This window comes from Micromonospora phaseoli (assembly GCF_900109115.1).
Classification (GTDB): domain Bacteria; phylum Actinomycetota; class Actinomycetes; order Mycobacteriales; family Micromonosporaceae; genus Micromonospora; species Micromonospora phaseoli.
Genome location: NZ_FNYV01000006.1, coordinates 38,163 through 58,022, shown reverse-complemented (window position 1 = coordinate 58,022; position 19,860 = coordinate 38,163). Strand labels below are relative to the sequence as shown.

General features: G+C 71.4%; 18 protein-coding genes. 9 read left to right on the top strand and 9 right to left on the bottom strand.

The features are described 5' to 3' along the window. Positions 1–11 precede the first annotated feature (11 nt). On the bottom strand, positions 12–386 hold the full coding sequence (gene crcB, locus BMY89_RS16525) for a fluoride efflux transporter CrcB (RefSeq protein WP_092380897.1): 375 nt from the start codon (positions 384–386) through the stop codon (positions 12–14). Further along, positions 383–871: a fluoride efflux transporter CrcB gene (crcB, locus tag BMY89_RS16520; protein ID WP_092380896.1), complete on the bottom strand. Its 489-nt coding sequence runs from the start codon at positions 869–871 to the stop codon at positions 383–385. Before crcB (BMY89_RS16520) ends, crcB (BMY89_RS16525) begins: the two co-directional genes overlap by 4 nt. Positions 872–939: 68 nt before the next feature. Here crcB (BMY89_RS16520) and BMY89_RS16515 point away from each other — a divergent pair, with 68 nt between their 5' ends. The 3 genes from BMY89_RS16515 to BMY89_RS16505 all read left to right on the top strand — a co-directional run bounded on the left by BMY89_RS16515 (position 940) and on the right by BMY89_RS16505 (position 4,701). After that, complete coding sequence (locus BMY89_RS16515) at positions 940–1,275, top strand: YnfA family protein (protein ID WP_092381192.1); 336 nt, start codon at positions 940–942, stop codon at positions 1,273–1,275. A 263-nt stretch (positions 1,276–1,538) separates the two neighbouring features. Continuing rightward, entirely contained in the window at positions 1,539–3,497 is a 1,959-nt protein-coding gene (locus BMY89_RS16510; protein ID WP_092381191.1) for an ABC transporter ATP-binding protein, read from the top strand. 103 nt (positions 3,498–3,600) lie between these two features. Next, positions 3,601–4,701, top strand: a complete 1,101-nt coding sequence (locus BMY89_RS16505; RefSeq protein WP_092381190.1) for an L-dopachrome tautomerase-related protein — start codon at positions 3,601–3,603, stop codon at positions 4,699–4,701. A gap of 28 nt (positions 4,702–4,729) precedes the next feature. Here BMY89_RS16505 and BMY89_RS16500 read toward each other — a convergent pair whose 3' ends face one another. From BMY89_RS16500 to BMY89_RS16490, 3 genes are read right to left on the bottom strand one after another with little or no spacing between them, the layout of a single operon-like run. Further along, positions 4,730–5,362: a copper resistance CopC family protein gene (locus BMY89_RS16500; RefSeq protein ID WP_092380895.1), complete on the bottom strand. Its 633-nt coding sequence runs from the start codon at positions 5,360–5,362 to the stop codon at positions 4,730–4,732. Between the two features lie 17 nt (positions 5,363–5,379). After that, the gene (locus tag BMY89_RS16495) at positions 5,380–6,612 is read right to left on the bottom strand and encodes a Dyp-type peroxidase (RefSeq protein WP_092380894.1); all 1,233 of its coding nucleotides are present in this window, start codon (positions 6,610–6,612) and stop codon (positions 5,380–5,382) included. Continuing rightward, positions 6,609–7,202, bottom strand: a complete 594-nt coding sequence (locus tag BMY89_RS16490; RefSeq protein ID WP_092380893.1) for a copper chaperone PCu(A)C — start codon at positions 7,200–7,202, stop codon at positions 6,609–6,611. Before BMY89_RS16490 ends, BMY89_RS16495 begins: the two co-directional genes overlap by 4 nt. Positions 7,203–7,392: 190 nt before the next feature. Between BMY89_RS16490 and BMY89_RS16485 the strand changes: the two genes are divergently transcribed. After that, positions 7,393–8,214, top strand: a complete 822-nt coding sequence (locus BMY89_RS16485; RefSeq protein ID WP_232521385.1) for a helix-turn-helix transcriptional regulator — start codon at positions 7,393–7,395, stop codon at positions 8,212–8,214. Here the strand turns inward: BMY89_RS16485 and BMY89_RS16480 are convergent. Together BMY89_RS16480 and BMY89_RS16475 are read right to left on the bottom strand one after the other, a co-directional pair. Next, on the bottom strand, positions 8,189–8,620 hold the full coding sequence (locus BMY89_RS16480; RefSeq protein ID WP_092380892.1) for a DUF2000 domain-containing protein: 432 nt from the start codon (positions 8,618–8,620) through the stop codon (positions 8,189–8,191). The two genes, BMY89_RS16485 and BMY89_RS16480, sit on opposite strands and share 26 nt — an antisense overlap. Positions 8,621–8,688: 68 nt before the next feature. Further along, the gene (locus BMY89_RS16475) at positions 8,689–10,818 is read right to left on the bottom strand and encodes a heavy metal translocating P-type ATPase (RefSeq protein ID WP_092380891.1); all 2,130 of its coding nucleotides are present in this window, start codon (positions 10,816–10,818) and stop codon (positions 8,689–8,691) included. 427 nt (positions 10,819–11,245) lie between these two features. Here BMY89_RS16475 and BMY89_RS16470 point away from each other — a divergent pair, with 427 nt between their 5' ends. From BMY89_RS16470 to BMY89_RS16450, 5 genes are all read left to right on the top strand, one after another. Beyond that, entirely contained in the window at positions 11,246–13,729 is a 2,484-nt protein-coding gene (locus BMY89_RS16470) for a sensor histidine kinase (RefSeq protein ID WP_139217958.1), read from the top strand. Positions 13,730–13,773: 44 nt separating this feature from the next. Beyond that, positions 13,774–14,178: a roadblock/LC7 domain-containing protein gene (locus tag BMY89_RS16465; RefSeq protein ID WP_232532325.1), complete on the top strand. Its 405-nt coding sequence runs from the start codon at positions 13,774–13,776 to the stop codon at positions 14,176–14,178. Then, positions 14,175–15,386, top strand: coding sequence for an ABC transporter substrate-binding protein (locus BMY89_RS16460; protein ID WP_092380888.1), 1,212 nt, complete (start codon positions 14,175–14,177; stop codon positions 15,384–15,386). Before BMY89_RS16465 ends, BMY89_RS16460 begins: the two co-directional genes overlap by 4 nt. Positions 15,387–15,474: 88 nt before the next feature. Beyond that, a complete protein-coding gene (locus BMY89_RS16455) occupies positions 15,475–16,056 on the top strand; it encodes an RNA polymerase sigma factor (RefSeq protein WP_092380887.1) in 582 nt (193 codons plus the stop codon). Beyond that, positions 16,053–16,901, top strand: a complete 849-nt coding sequence (locus tag BMY89_RS16450; RefSeq protein ID WP_092380886.1) for a hypothetical protein — start codon at positions 16,053–16,055, stop codon at positions 16,899–16,901. The genes BMY89_RS16455 and BMY89_RS16450 overlap by 4 nt, the downstream gene beginning before the upstream one ends. A 23-nt stretch (positions 16,902–16,924) precedes the next feature. Here the strand turns inward: BMY89_RS16450 and BMY89_RS16445 are convergent, their stop codons facing one another. Both BMY89_RS16445 and BMY89_RS16440 read right to left on the bottom strand, forming a co-directional pair. Next, positions 16,925–17,122 (bottom strand): hypothetical protein, encoded by a 198-nt coding sequence (locus BMY89_RS16445; protein WP_092380885.1) that lies wholly within the window; start codon positions 17,120–17,122, stop codon positions 16,925–16,927. 220 nt (positions 17,123–17,342) lie between these two features. Continuing rightward, the gene (locus tag BMY89_RS16440) at positions 17,343–19,727 is read right to left on the bottom strand and encodes an ATP-binding cassette domain-containing protein (protein WP_198414024.1); all 2,385 of its coding nucleotides are present in this window, start codon (positions 19,725–19,727) and stop codon (positions 17,343–17,345) included. Positions 19,728–19,860: the final 133 nt, after the last annotated feature.

The window sequence follows — 19,860 nt, the reverse complement described above, 5'->3', positions numbered from 1 at the left end:
TCGCCGGCGGATCAGGACCAGAGTGCCTCGGCGAGGGCCACCCCGACGAAGGCGGCACCGAGTGCGGCGACGACGCTGGCCCCGGCGTTGAACAGGGCGTGAAAGCGGCGGCCTGCCTCGAAGAGCCGGACGGTTTCGTAGCCGAAGGTCGAGTAGGTGGTCAGTGCCCCGCACAGGCCGACGCCGAGCAGGGCGACCAGGGAGCCGGGCACCGCACCCACCGCCGCGCCACCGATCAGGACGCCGAGGATGAACGAGCCCACCACGTTGACGGTGAAGGTGCCCCAGGGGAAGGCGGAACCATGGCGTGCCTGCACCGCCCGGTCGACCAGGTAGCGCAGCGGCGCACCGAGGGCGGCCCCGAGCGCCACCAGGATCACGCTCATCCGTAACTCCGTTGCCGGGCCACCCCGGTCGCCAGCCGGGTCAGGGTCACGCCGACGCGCACCGACGCGAGGGCGGCGACGAGAGTCCCGGCGAGGTACAGCAGCGCGGTCCGCGCCGCGCCGGCAGCCACCGCCTGCTGCACCTCGATGGCGTACGTGGAGAAGGTGGTGTAGCCGCCGAGGACGCCGACGCCGAGGAAGGGCCGGACCAGTCGCGGCGCGGTCCACGCCTCGGTGATCAGCACCATCAGCACGCCGATGAGCAGGCAACCCGAGACGTTGACGGTGAAGGTGGCCCACGGGAAGCCCCGGGGCGGGTGCGGAAACGCCACGGCCAGCCCGTGCCGCACCACCGCCCCGAGCATGCCACCGACGGCGATCGCGCCGAGCAGGCTGACGGTGCCGCCCCGCAGTTCCGCACGTTGGCGCGGATCACCGAGGTCGACATCCGGATCGATGGGCGGTCGCTCAGGCCGCACGGTCACCCCCTACCAGCACGCGTGCCGTGAATGCCCAGCCGAGGATAGCGCCGGGCGGGGGTAAGGTGCGGCGGGTGACCGTGCTGCGCTCCGTGCTGCTGTTCGTCCTGGCCGCGGTTGCCGAGATCGGCGGGGCCTGGCTGGTGTGGCAGGGCTGGCGTGAGCACCGGGGACTGTGGTTCGTCGCCGCCGGGATGCTGGCCCTGGGTGCGTACGGCTTCGTCGCCACGTTCCAGCCCGACCCGCACTTCGGCCGCATCCTGGCCGCGTACGGCGGGGTCTTCGTCGCCGGTTCGCTCGCCTGGGGGATGGTCTTCGACGGCTTCCGCCCGGACCGGTGGGACCTCACCGGCGCGGCGATCTGCCTGCTCGGCGTGGCCGTCATCATGTACGCCCCACGCGGCGCCTGAGCGGCACCACGACGGCGGCGTCAGCGGGCGCTGACACCTGCGGCCGCCGACTCCGGTGGGCGGTCGCGGGGTGCCCGGCGAGGTGCGGTTCGGCGTTTCGGCGCGCCGACAGGGCTGGACCGCCGTCGGATCGACGGTGACTATAAGTGGTTGGTCGGATGCCTTCGGCTACGACGGCGGTGTTCCGCTCCGCGGCGAGCGGCGTGCTGCCGCCCGTCGCCGTCGGCGGCGGCCGCGCGTCGCCCATCCGAGGAGGTAGCTCCATGGCCGCCACGTCGACCCGGCGTCGGGCCCGATCGGACCGAGCCGGACCGGTGACGACCGAGTCGGTGCTCCCGGAGCTGCGGACGATGTGGTGGGAGACGGGGATCCGGGCCCGGACCGAAGCGGGCCTCTTCGCTGTCTTCGCCGAGCTGCCCAAGCTCATCTGGGCCGCCATGCGGATCAGCTGGCAGGCCGACCGGCTGCGCACCTCGGTGGTCGCCGGTGCGACGGTCGGCGCCGGGGTGATGTCGGCGTTCGGGCTGCTGGCGGCGCAGCGGGTGCTGGTGGAACTCTTCGCCGGCGGGCCGACCGCGGACAAGGTGGTGGCCGCCCTGCCGGCGCTCGCGGTGCTGGCCGCCACGACCGCGGCCCGTTCCGGCATGGCGATCGCCACCGGGTACGCGATGAACGGTCTGACGCCTCGGGTGAGCCGGGAGGTCGAGCGAGGGCTGTTCGAGGTGACCACGGCGGTGCGGTTGGACGCGTTCGACGCGGACGCGTTCGCCGACGACATGGAACGCGCGTCGCGCGGCACCGACTCGGCGGTCGACCTGGTGCCCGCCTCGATGAACCTGCTCGCCGGGCTGGTGGGGGTGATCGCGGTGGCGGTCGCCGTCGTGGTGATCCATCCGCTGCTGCTGCCGGCGCTGCTGGTCGCGACCGTGCCGAACGCCTGGGCGTCGCTGCGGGCGGGGCACCTGCGGTACCAGACCTACATCGCCGGCTCGGTCCGACGGCGCCGGATGTGGCTGCTGCACCGGCTGATGGCCGAACGAGCCTCGGCTCCGGAGCTGCGGTCGTACGGGCTGCGCCGGTTCCTGCTCGACCAGTACGACCGGGTGATGGGGGTGGAGACCGACATCGAGCTGGCCCTGGCCCGCCGGGTCACCACGACCATCACGGTGGGATCGATGATCGGGGGAGTCGCCACCGCCGTGGTGTACGTGCTGCTCGGGCTGCTGCTCATCGACGGGCAGATCCCGCTCGCGGCGGCAGCGACCTGCGTCATCGCGGTGCAGGCGGCGCAGCGCTCGCTCTCCGTCGTGACCTACCAGATGGATCGCGTCTACACCGAGGGCCAGCATTTCCGCGACTACACCGGATTCATGACCCGGGCCGCCGCCTATCTGCCGGCGCGGGTGGCGGCGGCGTCACCCGACCGGTTGCGCGCGCTGGCCATCGACGCCGTGAGCCTGCGCTACCCGGACCGGGACAGCGCGGCCGTCGATCGCGTGACGTTGACCATCGAGGCGGGGCAGACCGTGGCCTTCGTCGGAGAGAACGGCTCGGGCAAGAGCAGCCTCGCCGCGATGATCGCCAACCTGCGTTCGCCCACCGAGGGCGTGATCCGCTGGAACGGGCGACCGCTGCCCGAGTGGGACCGCGACGAGCTGCGCGGCCGTATCGCGGTGGTCACGCAGGAGTACCACAAGTGGCCGTTCACCGCCGCCACGAACATCGCCATCGGGGACATCGACACCGAGGCCCAGCAGGACCGGATCGAGGCCGCCGCGGCCCGGGCCGTCGCCGACGAGATGATCCGCGAGCTGCCCCACGGGTACGAGACGCTGCTCGACCGCACCTTCGCCAAGGGGCAGGACCTCTCCGGCGGGCAGTGGCAGCGGATCACCGCCGCCCGCGGGTTCCTCCGCGACGCGGAGCTGCTGGTGATGGACGAACCGTCCTCCGCGCTCGATCCGCGTGCGGAGGACGCGCTCTTCCAGGCCATCCGCGACCGGCGTGGCCGGGCGACCACCATCCTCATCACGCACCGGCTGGCCAACGTCCGGCACGCGGACCGGATCTTCGTCCTGCACCACGGTCGGCTGGTCGAGGAGGGCACCCACGACGAACTGGTGGCCGTGGGTGGTCGCTACGCCGACCTGTTCACCCTCCAGGCCGCCGGCTACGCCGACAACCCCCGCCCTCCCGCGCCGCGTCCGGCCACCTCCTGTTGATCTTCGCCGCCACTCGGTCAGCTTGGCGTTGCCCCGGGTGCGCAGCACGTTTGCCCGGTCCGGCAGCGGGAACGGGGGCCGGACCGAGAGTCTGGAGCAGCCCGTGAGCGAGCAGTTGTCGGACGAACCGGTCGGCGAACTGGAACTCGTCCACGCCTTCACCGGGCCAATGCCGACCGGAGTGAGCGTTTCGCACACCGGCCGGATCTTCGTCAACTTTCCCCGGTGGGGCGACGAGGTGCCGGCCACCGTCGTGGAGCTGCGCGACGGTGCCGAGGTGCCGTTCCCCGACGAGGCATGGAACCGGCCGCGCGGCGACGACGACCAGGACGCGTTCGTCTCGGTGCAGAGCGTGGTGGTCGACCCGGCCGACCGGCTCTGGGTGCTCGACACCGGCAGCCCGATGCTCCAGCCGACCCGACCGGGCGGGCCCAAGCTCGTCCGGGTCGACCTGGACACCGGCACCGTCGGCCAGGTGATCGCCTTCCCGGCGGATGTGGCGCTGCCCACCACGTACCTCAACGACGTGCGCTTCGACCTGCGACGCGGCGCGGCAGGGATCGCCTACCTCACCGATTCGGCGGTCGCCGGCCCGAACGGGATCATCGTGGTCGACCTGGCCTCCGGGGCCTCCTGGCGGCGACTGCACGACCACCCGTCCACCAAGGCGGAGCCGCTGTCCCGCTTCCGGCCGCTGGTGGAGGGGCGTCCGTTCCTGCGCCGGCCGGCGGACGGGCCACCGGAACCGGTGCTGGTCGGCTCCGACGGGATCGCGATCTCCGCCGATGGTTCCCGGCTCTACTACTGCTCGCTGGCCTCGCGCCAGTGGTACAGCGTCGCCACCGATGCCCTGGCCGACGTCTCGATCAGCGAGGACGAGGTCGCCGCGACCGTGGTGCACGAGGGTGACAAGGGCACCGGCTCCGACGGCCTGGAGAGCGACGACGCCGGCCGGGTCTACCTGACCTCGTACGAACACAACGCGGTGCTGCGGCGGCTCCCGGACGGCGGGTACGAGACGGTGCTGCACGATCCCCGGCTGCTCTGGCCCGACACCCTGGCGGTGGCCGTCGACGGACACCTCTACGTCACCGCCAACCAGCTGCACCGGCAGGCCGGCTATCAACTGGGGAAGGACCTGCGCCGCAAGCCGTACGCGTTGTTCCGTACCCGGATCGATGCCGGACCGGTGCTGCTGCGCTGAGGCCGGCGGCCTGACCCGGCCGGTGTGATCACTGCCCGGCTGGTCCACCGGCGGTGCGGCGACGACGCAGCAGGACCACCGCCGCGCCGGCGATCAGGGCGATCAGCACCCCGGCGCCGGCCAGCAGCGCCACCGTGCCCGAGCCGCCGGACGAGTCGCTCGCGGCGGGGCTGGCAGCAGCGGCGGAGGTCGGCGCGGCGGTCGGGGTCGCCGGGGCCTCCGGTTCGCTCGGCTCGGGGCTGACGCTGGGGGTGGGTTCGGCGGTGGCCGTCGGGTCGGCGACGGTGAACTTGTACGACCCCTGCACCGGGTGCCCGTCGGTGGAGACGACCCGGTACGCGACCGTGTAGGCGCCGTTGGCCAGCGGCGCGTCGATGGTGATCGTGCCCTTCACCCCGGTCACCTCCGGTTCACCGGTTGCCACCTTCTGCTTGTCCGCGTCGCTGAGCGTGATGGTGGTGAACGACGGGTTCAGCTTCTGCATGAACTCCAGGGTGATCTTGGTTGGTGGCTTGGTGAGCTCGGCGTCCTGGGCGGGCGTCGCCTTGCGCAGCACGTTGTGCGCGTACGCGGGGGAGACCGGCCCGATCAGCATGGCTGCGACGGCCAGCGTGGCGGCGAGGAAGCCGGCGGTGAGCGGGCGGCGGAGACGGATGAGCATGGCGGTCGTTCTCCTCGTCAGTCGAGCAACTGCTGGCCGACCCAGCCGCCCTCCGGGCAACCGGGAGGTACGGCGAAGACGGCGGAGCCGATCGGGGTGACCCACTCGTTGAGCAGGTCCCGCTCGGCGAGCCGCCGTTGGATGGGCAGGAACTGGGTCGCGATGTCGGCCTGGTACGACGCGAAGATCAGGCCGCTGTCGGCGGTGCCGTCGGCGGTGGGTACTCCATCGTAGTTGTAGGGGCGGCGCAGGATCCGGAACCGGTCGTCGGTGACGTGTGCCCGGGTGAGGTGGGAGAAGTCCGGAATGACCGTCAGCCCGTCGGGGCCGAGCGCGGCGAAGTCGGGCTCGTCATGCTCGGCGTCGCCGGTCAGCGGGGCCCCGGTGCCCAGTCGCCGGCCGATGGCCAGTTCCCGGTCGGTGCGGCCGAGCAGGTCCCAGGTCTCCAGGTTCATGCTGATCCGCCGCACCACCAGAGTGCTGCCGTGACGCAGCCAGTCGGGCCCGGCCGGGACCCATACCGCGGTTTCCAGCGGCGTGCCCGGCTTCGGATTGGCGGTACCGTCGAGCTGTCCGAAGAGGTTGCGTTGCGTACGACCAGGCTCGGCGCCGGCGGCTCGCCGAAAGCCCTGCTGCACCCACCGGACGGTGGCGAACGGGCGGCTGTCCTTGATCAGGACCCGTTGGGTGTGCGCGACGGTGATCGGGTCGTCGGCGCAGATCTGCACCAGCAGATCCCCACCGGACCAGGCCGGTCGCAGCCGGTCGATCGAGAACGGTGGCAGGTCGACCACCGAGGGCGGGCGGCGCTCGTCGAGTCCCGCGGCGGCGTACAGCCCCGGGCCGAAGCCGAAGGTGACGGTGAGCCGGGCGGGCAGCAATCCCAGCTCCGGCTCGGTGTCGGCCAGCGCGGGCCGCCCCTGGGTGAGCCGGGCGGCGTCGTCGGAGAGCAGGCGCAGCAGTCGGCCGAGGGCGGCCCGGTCGGTGTCGGGGCGCAGGGTGAACGCGACGAACGCGGCGTGCGCCTGTGGCTCGGTGGCGACCCCGGCCTGTCGTTCGCCGTGGAACGGCTCGATCGCCTCGCCGAGCGCCGCCACCGGCACCCGCCCCGGCGCGGGTGTGGACGCGGGGGCTGACGCGTCGCCTCGGGTGGCGGCGACCGCGGCGGCGCCGACCAGGGTGCCGCCGGCCGCCAGGGCCCCGCCGGTGAGCAGGCCGCGCCTGCTCACCGGCCGGCTGCTCGGGGTCATGGCGCCGGGCTGTGGCTGGTGGACGTGTGCGGCATCGGCTCACCGTGCCCGGGAGCGTAACTCTCCTGTGCCCCGGTGAACGGCTTGGCCACGGCGGTGAACGTCTGGGTCCGGCCGTCGGCGAAGGTGAGGGTGAAGGTCAACTCGTCGCCGGCCCTGACCGGCTGGGCGAGGTTCATCAGCATCAGGTGGTCGCCGCCGGGTTCGAGCTTGTGCTCGCTGCCGGCCTTGATCACCACGCCACCGGCCTTGGCCTGCATGACCATCTTCCCGTCCTTCATCGCCATCTCGTGCAGTTCCATCGGCGACACGGTGGTGCTGGCCCCGGTGATGGTGACGTCGGCGGCGCTGCTGTTGACCAGCGTGCCGAACGCCGCCGTCATCCCCTCGTCGGCCGCCTTCACCCACGGGTCCTGGATGCCCAGCACGCCGGCCTCGGCGCTGGGGCTGGCGGGGGCGGAGGCCGACGGGCTCGGTGCGGCCGTCGTCGCGTCGTCGGACGATCCGCAGCCGGCGACCGAGACGGCGAGGACAACCCCGGTGAGCAGTACGGCCGGACGCACCAGCCGATGGGACAGGGAGGTGGGCATGCGATTCCCCTCGAAGATCGACGTCGCAAGGTTGGTCGGCCACACCCCCCACTAAGTTCCACCCCCCATCCCCACACCCCCCCACCCCGTCGCGATCATGCACCTATGGTTGTCGCGAAAGCCGTCAAAAGCCGCATTGCGGCGACCACATGTGCATGATCGGCGAGAAGGGGGGCGTTAGGGTTCGGGGGTGTGTGGGCGGGGGCGGGTGCGGGTCTGGTCTCCGTCGGTCGGCGGGATTGCCGAGGTGCTGCACGCGCACTTCACCGACCACGCCTATCCGATGCACACGCACGACAGCTGGACGCTGCTGACGGTCGACGACGGGATCGTCCGGTACGACCTGGACCGCCACGAGCACGGCGCGTTCCGGCAGGTCGTCACCCTGCTGCCGCCCAACGTGGCGCACAACGGCTCACCGGTCACTCCGCAGGGCTTCCGCAAGCGGGTCCTCTACCTCGACCGCACCCGTCTCGGAGCACGGCTGGTTGGCCGCGCCGTGGATCGGCCGACCTTCGACGACGCGGCCCTGCGGCGGCGGATCGATCTGTTGCACGCGCGGCTGACCGAGCCGGGCGACGAGTTCGCCGCGGAGGTGCACCTCGCGTTCGTCGTCGAGCGACTCCGGGCGCACCTCAGCCGGCGTACGGCCGACGCGGCGACGGTGCGTGACCCGCAGATCGCCCGCCGCCTGCGGGAGTTGCTCGACGAGCGCTTCGTCGAGGGAGTGACCCTGGCCGAGGCCGCCAATCTTCTCCACGCCCACCCGACCTACCTGGTCCGCGCCTATTCTGCGGCCTTCGGTATCGGCCCGCACCAGTACGTGATCTCCCGGCGGGTGGACCTGGCCCGGCGGCTGCTGCGCGAGGGCGTGCCGGCCCGGGACGTGGCCGCCACCGCTGGCTTCCACGACCAGTCCCACCTGAACCGGCACTTCAAGCGGATCCTCGGCTTCAACCCCGGCCAGTACGCCCGCGACGGCAGGCTCAGGGGTGCATCCGGGCCCCCTTGAGGACCTTGTCGACGGCGTTCTTCGGGCCGTACACGGCCAGACCGACCAGGTCGAGGTGGTCGCGGCCGACGGCGCGGACCGCCGCCCGGTTGTCCCGGTCGTTGCCGGTGCCGAACAGGTCCGAGGTGAAGACCGACAGCGGTAGCTGGCGGGCCACGGCGCGCCGGTGGGCAGCGGTCACGGTCTCCTTCGGGCCCACGAAGACCAGTACGGGCTGCCGGAACATCGGCAGGTAGGGAGTGCCGTCGGCGTCGGCGTACGGCTCGCCGATCACCTCGGGCACGGCCTGGCCGATGCCGCTGACCAGGAACGCTGTCATGTTGAGTCGCTGCCAGGTCGGCAGGTCGTCGCGGAGCAGGACCGCGATCTTGGTGTCGAAGCGTACGGGCTCGATGCCGGTTTCCATGCCGTCGAGTCTCACCGCCGCGTCCGGCCCCGGTCTTGTACGTACCTTCCCATTTCCAGAGCTGGTGCTCAGTCCGGCGGACGTAGCTCGACCCGGCGTAGCAGTTGGGCGTTGAGCGCCACCACGATGGTGGAGGCCGACATCAGCACCGCCGCGACCGCCGGGCTCAACGTCACCCCGGCCCAGGCCAGGACGCCGGCGGCGAGCGGCAGCGCGACCACGTTGTACCCGGCGGCCCAGGCCAGATTCTGGATCATCTTCCGGTACGTGGCCCGGGACAGCCGGATCACCCCGGTCACGCCGCGCGGGTCGGACGAGGCGAGCACCACCCCGGCAGACTCGATGGCCACGTCGGTGCCGGCGCCGATGGCGATGCCCACGTTGGCGCGGGCCAGCGCCGGAGCGTCGTTGACTCCGTCGCCCACCATCGCCACCCGCAGTCCCCGCCGTTGCAGTTGGGTCACCGCGTCGTCCTTGTCCGCCGGCAGCACCTCCGCCAGGACCTCGTCCTCGCCGGAGCGGAACCCCAGGTCGGCGGCGACCGCCTCGGCGACCGGGCGAGCGTCCCCGGTGATCATGACGATCTTCCGAATGCCCTGCTGCCTCAGGTCGGCGATGGCCTGCCGGGCCTCCGGCCGCACCTCGTCCTCGAGCGCGAGGGCACCGAGCATGATGGCCCGGTCGCCGGACAACCGAAGCAGGTACAGCACCGCGGCGCCGCGGCGGGACCACTCCCGTTCGCGGTCGGCGAGGTCCCCGGGGACCGTGGCGTCGAGCTCCCGCAGCAGCGCCGGACCGCCGACGGCGTAGGTCACCCCGTCCACCTGGGCGCGTACCCCACGGCCGGTCAGCGAGTGGAATCCGCGCGCCGCGCGCCGATCCGGCTGCTGCCCGGCCGCCGTCACGATCGCGCGGGCGAGCGAGTGTTCGCTGTCCGCCTCCACCGCCGCCGCGATGGCGAGCACGTCCTGCTCGCTGACCCCGGCCGCGTCCGGTCCGGCGGTGGTCGTGCCCGGTCCGGCGGTGGTCGTGCCCGGTCCGGCGGTGGTTGTGCCCGGTCCGGCGGCGGCGACGCCGGTGACGGTGTGCTGGCCCCGGGTCAGCGTGCCGGTCTTGTCGAAGAGCACGGTGTCCACACTGCGCATCCGCTCCAGCGCCAGCCGATCCTTGATCAGGATGCCGCTCTTCGCCGCGACCGACGTGGACAGTGCGATCACCAGCGGGATGGCCAGGCCGAGCGCGTGTGGACAGGCGATGACCAGCACTGTCACCGTACGAACGACTGCTTCGTCCAGGTTGCCCAGCACGGACCAGACCGCCAGCGTGACCAGGGCGGTCGCGGTCGCGATGTAGAACAGCCCGGCGGCAAAGCGGTCGGCCAGCACCTGCGCCCGGCCGCTGGACTGCTGCGCCTGCGCCACGAGCCGCTGGACGCCGGCCAGCGCGGTGTCGTCGCCGACCGCCTCGATCCGGACACGCAACGCGGCGTCGGTGGCCACGGTGCCGGCCACCACCCGGTCGTCGGGCGACCGGGATACCGGCCGCGACTCACCCGTGATCATCGACTCGTCCACCTCGGCCTGACCCTCGACGACCCGCCCGTCCGCCGGGACCCGCGTGCCCGGCCGGACCAGCACCACGTCACCGACCCGGAGGTCGGTGGCGGGCACCCGCTGTGGCTGACCGTCCGGGTCGAGCCGTTCGGCGTCGTCCGGCAGCAACGCGGCCAGCGCCGACAGCGCTCCCCGTGCCTGGCCGATCGCCTTCATCTCCTGCCAGTGCCCGAGCAGCATGATGGTGACCAGCGCAGCCAGCTCCCACCAGAAGTCCAGGTCGAACGCGCCGAGCGCGGTGGCCAGCGACGCGACGTAGGCCACCGTGATCGCCATGGCGATGAGCAGCATCATCCCGGGTGCGCGGTCCCGGATTTCGCGTACCGCGCCCTGTAGGAACGGCCAGCCGCCGTAGCCGAAGACCACGGTGCCGAGCGTCGGGCCCACCAGGTCGATCCCGGGGAAGTCCAGCTGGTAGCCGAACCAGTCCATCACCATGTGACTGGTGGCCACGATCGGCACGGTCAGCACCAGGCTCAGCCAGAACTTACGGCGGAATGCCTCCGGGTCGTGTCCGGCGTGCTTGTCGTGCCGACCATGCCCGCCGTGCTGCGCCGCGTCGTGCTGGGCGTCGGCGTGGGACATGTCATCGCCTCCTCACCACCGACCATATACCCCAAGGGGGTATGTGATGGGCCTCCCGGTCATGTTGATGGTGTGGGCCGACGCGGCTGGCCGGACGGCAGGGGCGACGCCGGCCGGCACGCCCGAGTCCATACATGATCGGTCAGGATCTGGCGTCGCCCGTCCGTCTATTCATCTATGACGATTGGTTGATCAGGTATCGCTGTCGCGTTTCCAGGTGATGTCCGAGACGTCAATCAGGTCTTGGACAGGCGAGCAGAATTCTGGAAGCGAACTCATACCTCGTGGTAGGAATGCGCTCTAACGTGGGCATGCCCGCCAACACTCCACCATGTAGCCGGCACGTCCGTCGGTTCCTGCTGCGATCAACGTCGATGAGGCAAGAGGGCGGAGTACGCTAGTGACACGTGCAACAGCGGCAGGCGCGGTGCGCACACACGCCGAGGCGCGCCGGGGATGGCTGGCCCGCGGCAGCATCGTCCGCCTACTCCGGTTGCTGGTCGCCGTACCGCTGGTCGCCGTCGTCGGGTTCGCCGGCCTGGCCCTTGAGGGCACGGTCCGGCAGGTGCTGAACGCGGGCAGCGTGCACGACGTGGTCACGCTCTCCACCCAGGCGGGCGCACTGGCCCGCGCCCTTCAGGCCGAGCGGGTGATCGCCGCGGTCGAGCTGACCACCCAGAGCCAGGCCGCCAGCGCCACCTTCGACGAGCAGGTGGCACGCACGGACGCCGAGATCGTCGAGTTCCAGCAGCGGCGTGCCGAGGTGACGGTCACGGCCTCCGCCCTGCAACGGGTCGATGCCGGCCTGAACGCGCTGAGCACCGTACGCGAGCAGGTGCGCTCCAGCCCTCGTGCCTCACTCTCCGCGGTCGCCTTCAGCTATCGCATCCTCGTCGCGGACCTGCTCACCTTCCGCGCGTCCGTGGCCACCGACACCTCGACGCGGATCGCCGACGACGTCCGGGCCGCAGTGGCGGTTTCGGAGGCGGGTGAGGCGATCGGTCAGCTGCAGGTCATCGTGCTGCGCAGCCTCGATGGCGCCGAGCTGACCCCGGCCGGACAGCAGGAGATCGTCGGTGCCCAGGCCCGCTACGCCGAGGCCGGCAACGCCTTCCTGGCCCTGGCCGAACCGGGTTGGGTGGCGCGTTGGGAGCAGATCGGCACCCACCCGCAGGTGGTCGCCGCGCAGCGGTTGCAGGATCAGGTGGGCCGGACGCTCCCCGGTGACCGGCTCACCGTCGACGCGAACGCCTGGGTCGGGGCCACCGACGGCTGGATCAGCGAGATGTACCAGATCCAGGGCGAAGTGGACGCCGCGGTGGCCGACCGGGTGGCGACCGAACGTGGACAACTCCTCCGCAACGCGCTGTTGCAGAGCATCGGCATCTTCCTCGTGCTGGTGCTCACCGCCGTACTCACCGGTGTGGTGGCTCGGCGGATCACGCGCCGGCTGCGTTCGCTGCGCAACACGGTGACCAAGGTGGCCTACGACCGGTTGCCGGCTGTGGTCCGTGAACTCAGCGCGGCCCCGCCCGGCAGCGTGCAACCCAACGAGGTGGCCGACCGCTCGGTGTCGGAGTTCAAGATCACCGGTACCGACGAGATCGCCGAGGTGGCGACCGCAACCCGGGCGCTGCACCGGGAGGCGGTCCGGATCGCCGGCGAGCAGGCGGTGATGCGGGCCAACATCTCGGAGATCTTCGTTCACCTGTCCCGACGCGAGCAGCGACTGGTGGACGCGATGCTCGCCCAGGTCGACGAGGTGGAGCGCGACGAGGCCGATCCGGAGCGGCTCCAGCAGCTGTACCAGCTGGACCACCTCGCCACCCGGATGGCGCGGATCAACCAGAGCCTGCTGGTGCTCGGCGGTTCCGGCATCTCCCGGGTACGCCAGGAACCGGTTCCGCTCGACAACGTGATCCAGGCCGCGCTGTCCCAGATCGAGCACTACACCCGGGTACGGATCGGCGCCGTCGACAAGGAACTGTCGATCGCCGGCACCGCGGTGGACGAGATCGTGCACCTGGTCGCGGAGCTGCTGGACAACGCGACCGGCTACTCGCCGCCGGAGGCCGAGGTGCTGGTCACCGGGCACGCGCTCGTCGACCGAGCCATCGTGCAGGTGGTGGACCAGGGGGTCGGGCTCTCCATGCAGCGGTGCGATCAGCTGAACGCCGCGCTTGCCAACCCGGCGTCGGTCGACGTGTCGGGCGTACGGGCGATGGGCCTCACCGTCGTCGCCCGGCTCGCGGCCCGGCACGGTGTCCGGGTCGAGCTGCGCCCCGGACCGGTGCGTGGCACCGTGGCGGAGATCGCGATGCCGGCAACGGTCTTCGTGCGCCGAGCCGCGCAGCGCCCGGAACCGATGGAAGCCACGGTTGGTCTGAGCCGACCGTCGGCCGCTGGTGGCCGCCCGGTCACGCCCTCGGCAGCCCGCGCGGGCGGGTCCGTGGCCGGCTCCGGAAATGGCATGCCCACCGCCGGACGGGTCCCGGTCGCGGCCGGTGCCGGACGGGCGGGGACGGCGGCGCCGCCCGCCTCCGGTCGCCCGCGCTCCTCACCCGCCCCGCTGTTCCAGCCGGCGGCCGAGGCCAAGACCGCGCCGTCGGACCAGTACGCCACGATGGAGCTGCCGGGTCTGCCCTCGGTGAACGGCTGGTTCAAGACCGCCCTGGATGGCTCGGTAGCCGTCATCTGGCCGGTCGACGCCGGTGAGAAATGGGCAGCCGCCACGCCGGCGCCCGCCCCCGAGGTCGGGTTGCCGCGCCGCGTGCCACAGCCGCACCTCATTCCCGAGGCTCGCCGGCCGAGCGTCGACCCGCCGCGGAAGCTGGACCCGTCCGCCGTGGCGGCGGCGATGTCGGCCTACGCCAAGGGTGTCACCGGGCGCCGCGCACCCGCCTCCTTCTGACGCTGATGGTCCCACCCCTCCCCGATCCGATCTGGAGCGACGCTGTGACAAGCCCGAACGACCTGAGCTGGCTATTGCAGAACTTCGTCAGCCGTACCCCGGAGGTCAGCCACGCCCTCGCCATCTCGACCGACGGGCTGGTCCTGGCGCACAACCACGGACTGCCCCGGGACCGGGCGGATCAGCTCGCCGCCACCGGCAGCGGGTTGATCGCGCTGCTCGTCGGGGCAGCCCGGTTCTTCGAGGCCGGCTCGGTGATCTCGAACGTGACCCAGATGGAGGGCGGCTTCATGTTCTGCATGGCGTTCAGCGACGGGGCATCGCTGCTCGTGCTGGCCTCGCCCGTCTGCGACGTGGGTCAGGTCTCGTACGAGATGACCGACCTGGCGAACCGGATGGGTGAGGTGCTCACCCCCGCGGTGCGTTCCCAGCTGTTGGGGATGCTGTGACCGTCACCGGCCCGGCCCGACGCACCGTCCCGGCCGGCCGACGCCTGCTCACGACCTTCCTGACCGGTGTGCTGGTGCTCGGCACCGCGGCCTGCGACGGCGGGTCCGAGCCTGAGCGCCAGACCATCCGGATCGGGATGATCTCCAACATCGACGGCTCGCTCGAGGTGCCCGGCTCTGAGCTGCGCGACGGGTTCCAGCTCTACCTGGACATGCGCGCGGGACAGCTGGGCGGCCACCCGGCCGAGCTGATCCTCGCCGACGAAGGATACGAAGCCGGGGTGGTCGTCGAGTCCGCCACGAAGCTGCTGGAACAGGATCGGGTCTCGGCGGTCACCGGCATCATCAACGGCGGCAATGTCGCTGCCATCCTGCCGCTCATCAACCAGCACAAAGTGCCGCTCGTCGGCGCGCTGGGGCGACCGGCGCTGACCGACGTGTCGTACGTCTGGCACACCAACCTCATCTCGGTGGAGCCGGGTGTGGCCATGGCGCCGTTCGTCCGGCAGCAGGTCAAGGGCGGCACGGTCTTCGCCATCGGTCCGGATTTCCAGAGCGGCCGGGACGAGTTGCGCGGCTTCGTCGACACGTTCACCGACCTCGGCGGCCGGTTGGCCAACCCCGACGGCCAGGCCGTCTTCACCCCATTCCCGATCACCGAAGACTTCGGGCCGTACCTGGACGCCATCGCCGCGTCAGGCGCCGACGCGATCTACTGCTTCTTCGACGCACAGAACGCCATCACCTTCGTCAAGCAGTACGCCGAGTCGAGCGTCGCCGACCTGCCGCTCTACGCGGCGGGCTTCGTGACCGAACCGGCCAGCCTGATCGAGCAGGGTGACGCGGCGGAGGGCATCTACAACGGCCTGAACTACTCACCCGACCTCGACAACGCGGCCAACCGGGAGTTCGTCTCCGCCTGGAACGCGGCGTATCCCGGCCGGGTGCCCACCTCGATCGTGATGGCGTCGTACGACGCGGCTGCCGTGCTGGACCGGGCGATCGCAGCGGCCGGCACGAACCCGAGCCCGCAGGAGATCAACACCGCGATCGCCGGCCTCGGGCAGCTCAACAGTCCACGCGGGCCGTGGCAGTTCGCGAGGACCACGCACGCGCCGATCCAGAAGTGGTATCTCCGCCAGGTCCGCCGGGACGGCCGGGCACTGACGAACGTGGTCGTCTCGGAGTTGGCCACGCTCGGTGGCTGAGGTGCACACCGCTGAGGTGCACACCGCTGCGGCGCACCCGTACACGGCAGAGCCGCAACAGGAACGGATGTGGCGGCCATAGTGTGGTGTGACGCATCAGGTACGACCGTCGGATGAGGCCCTCTGGTCCTCGATAACCGCCGGTGACGAGGGGGCCTTCGGCTCGCTCTTCGACCGGTACTCCCGCGCGGTGTACAACCACGCGTTCCGGCTGACCGGATCGTGGTCGACGGCGGAGGACGTCACCCAGACGACGTTCCTGGTCGCCTGGCGCCGCCGTGGCGAGGCCCGCCTGGTCGAGGGCTCGGCGCTGCCCTGGTTGCTGGTGGTGGCCACCAACACGGTTCGCTCGCAACAGCGGTCGGCCCGCCGGTGGCTGGCGTTGCTGCGGCGGCTGCCATCCGAACGTCACACCGAGAGTGACCCGGCCGATGAGGTGGCCGCCCGGCTGGACGACGAGCGGCGGATGGCCGAGATCCTGGCCGTCGTGCGTCGACTTCCGCCGGCCGAACGCGAGGCAGTGGCGCTGTGCCTGTGGTCGGGCGTCTCGTACCCGGACGCGGCGGTCGCGCTGGGGATCAGCGAGGCGGCCGTCCGGTCCCGGGTCAGCCGTGCTCGCAGCCGGCTGGCCCGCCTGATGACTGGGGAGATCGAGGAGGAGACGCGATGAACGACATTCTTGACCTACCCGCGGAGCGGGACCTACCGCCGGTGGCGGCGCGCACGATGCATGCACACCTGCTTCGTATGGTGGGTGGCCGCCGGCCACGGACGGTGCGGGTACGGCTCGCGGCAGCCGCAGCGGTCCTGCTGGTCGTGACCTCCGCGGTGGCGGCGATCCGGTGGAACCGGCCCGATGGAGGGGACCTGCAGATCTTGGCCATGGGGGCCGGTGAGCTGTCACCCTCGCTGCGCGAGGCAGCCGATCAGTGCGTGAACTGGAACAGTCGCGAGGTGGCGGCCGGGCGGGCCGCGGCCGAGCAACGGATCCCGCTCTCCGTTACCGATCTTGCAGTGGCGATCGAACGCGGTGACCGGGCACTCGTGGTGTTCATGAACGCTGCCGGCTATGCCACCTGCGACATGCGGCTGGCCGGGCCGGGCCAGGAGGCGAACGGCGGGGGCGCGACCAACCGATGGCCGCACGGCGACTGGCTACCTGGACCGGTGCAGCGGCTCCTGCTGACCTCGACCGAGCCCGGCGGAGGCGACGTCAGCGTCAGCGGCCGGGTCAGCGGCCGCGTCGACCGGCTGCTGCTCGACCACGGCGACGGTCGTACGACGTTGGCGCGCCTCTCCGCCGGGGTGTTCGGCCTGATGACGACCGGCGCCGGGCTGACCGCCGAGAGCGGTCCCGAGTTGGTCAGCTACGACGGCGGCGGAGCGGAGATCGACCGACGCCCGCTGTTCCAGCCCGAGGACCAGCTCGACCGTTGCTACACCGGACCGGACGGAGCGGTGATCTACGGCCGGCCGGGCCCGAGTTGCCTACCCGCGGAGCAGTGGCAGCGGTAGCTGATCGCTGAGGATTCGACTGGTCAGTTGCGCCGCTCCGGGCGCTCGCCCGTCATCGCCGGCCGCCCTCGCGCGGGGGCGGCCGGCCCCACCGCGAACGGGTGGCGCAGTCGCCGCATCGCCTCTTCGCTGCCGTCGACGCTGGTACCCGAGTCCTCGGGCTCGTCGAGGCTGGGCGCGGCGAGAAACAACGCTGAGGCGTATTCGTCGTTCGAAGTCATGCAGAGTCCTTCTTGAGGGGAGCGGGGCGCATCGGGTCGCGGGAGATTCCTGCCGCGTGATGCCGTGAAGTCCGGCGCTCGTGCTGGGCCCGATTGCGGTACCCCGGTCGCGGGCGACTGCCCGTCGACACCGACGATACCCGTCTTCGACGTCTGTGACGCGTCCTGGACGGTTACTTCTCAACACGACTCCTACGAGGGCTGCCTGACCGGCCCTCGGTCAGGCGCCCACGTAGGCGGCGAGGTGCTCGCCGGTGAGCGTGGACCGGGCGGCGACCAGCTCTGCCGGCGTACCCTCGAAGACGAGTCGGCCGCCGTCGTGGCCGGCACCGGGACCAAGGTCGATGATCCAGTCGGCGTGCGCCATGACTGCCTGGTGGTGCTCGATCACGATGACTGATTTGCCCGAATCTACGAGTCGGTCGAGCAGACCGAGCAGTTGCTCGACGTCGGCCAGGTGCAGGCCGGTGGTCGGCTCGTCGAGGACGTAGACGCCCCCCTTGTCGGCCATGTGGGTGGCCAGCTTGAGCCGCTGCCGTTCGCCACCGGAGAGCGTGGTCAGCGGCTGGCCGAGGCTGAGGTAGCCGAGCCCGACGTCGGCGAGCCGGTCGAGGATGGCGTGCGCGGCCGGGGTACGCGCGTCGCCGGCACCGAAGAACTTCTCGGCCTCGTGCACCGACATCGCGAGTACCTCGCTGATGTCGCGGTCGCCGAGGTGGTATTCCAGCACCGATGCCTGGAACCGCTTCCCCTCGCACTCCTCGCAGGTGGTGGCCACCCCGGCCATCATCGCCAGGTCGGTGTAGATCACGCCGGCGCCGTTGCAGTTGGGGCAGGCGCCTTCGGAGTTGGCGCTGAACAGCGCCGGCTTCACGCCGTTGGCCTTCGCGAACGCCTTGCGGATCGGATCGAGCAGTCCGGTGTACGTCGCCGGGTTGCTCCGCCGCGAGCCGCGGATCGGATCCTGGCCGACGGAGACCACACCCGCGCCGGCGGGGATCGACCCGTGGATGAGCGAGCTCTTGCCGGAGCCGGCAACGCCGGTGACGGCGACGAGCACGCCGAGCGGGATGTCGACGTCGACGTCGCGCAGGTTGTGTTTCGACGCGCCACGGATCGGCAGCCGCCCGGTGGGCGTCCGCACGGTTTCCTTGAGGGTGGCCCGGTCGTCGAGATGGCGCCCGGTGACGGTGCCGCTGGCCCGCAGCCCCTCGACGGTGCCCTCGAAGCAGATGGTGCCGCCCGCCGTGCCGGCGCCCGGGCCGAGGTCGACGACGTGGTCGGCGATCGCGATCGTCTCCGGCTTGTGCTCCACGACGAGGACGGTGTTCCCCTTGTCCCGCAGCCGCAGCAGCAGGCCGTTCATCCGCTGGATGTCGTGCGGGTGCAGACCGATGGTGGGCTCGTCGAAGACGTAGGTGACGTCGGTGAGCGCCGACCCGAGATGGCGGATCATCTTGGTGCGCTGCGCCTCGCCGCCGGACAGGGTCCCCGACGGCCGGTCGAGCGAGAGGTAGCCCAGCCCGATCTCCACGAACGAGTCGAGGGTGTGCCGCAACGCCGCCAGCAGCGGCGCGACGGAGGGCTCGGCCAGGCCGCGCAGCCACTCGGCGAGATCGCTGATCTGCATCGCGCAGGCGTCGGCGATGTTGATGCCCTTGATCTTCGACGACCGGGCCGCCTCGCTGAGCCGGCTGCCACCGCACTCGGGGCACGCGGTGAACGTCACCGCCCGCTCCACGAAGGCGCGGATGTGCGGCTGCATCGCCTCGACGTCCTTGGCCAGGAACGACTTCTGGATCTGCGGGATCAGCCCCGCGTACGTCAGGTTGATGCCCTCAACCTTGATCTTGGTCGGCTCCTTGTGGAGCAGGTCGTCTAGCTCCCGCTCGGTGTACTTGCGGATCGGCTTGTCCGGGTCGAGGAAGCCACAGCCGCGGAAGATGCGGCCCTGCCAGCCGTCCATGCTGTAGCCGGGAATGGTGAGCGCGCCCTCGTTGAGCGACTTGCTGTCGTCGTAGAGCGCCGACAGGTCGAAGTCGGTCACCCGGCCCATGCCCTCGCAGCGCGGGCACATGCCACCGGTGATGCTGAAGCTGCGCCGCTCCTTCGTCGTGGTGCCCCCGCGCTCGATGGTGACCGCGCCGGCGCCGCTGATCGAGGCGACGTTGAAGGAGAACGCCTGGGGCGAGCCGATGTGCGGCTGGCCGAGCCGGCTGAAGAGGATGCGCAGCATCGCGTTGGCGTCGGTCGCGGTGCCGACGGTGGACCGGGCGTTGGCCCCCATCCGCTCCTGGTCGACGATGATCGCGGTGGTCAGCCCGTCGAGCACGTCGACCTCGGGCCGGGCCAGCGTCGGCATGAAGCCCTGCACGAAGGCGCTGTAGGTCTCGTTGATCAGCCGCTGCGACTCGGCGGCGATCGTGCCGAACACCAGCGAGCTCTTGCCCGAGCCGGAAACACCGGTGAACACCGTGAGTCGACGCTTGGGGATCTCGACGCTGACATCGGAGAGGTTGTTCTCCCGAGCGCCCTGCACCCGGATAAGGTCGTGGCTGTCGGCGCTGTGCGGCGCCGCCGACTGCGGCTGGGCCCTCGTGGCCATGCTCATCCTGCCCCCATCTGTCACGGGGGCCGCCTTCGCGGCCCCCGGTCGGCGTCGCCTGATCCGAGCTAATCAGCCCACTGCGACAAAACGCGTCCGCGGCGGGCGTCACCGCGGTCCTGCCCGGTGCGCG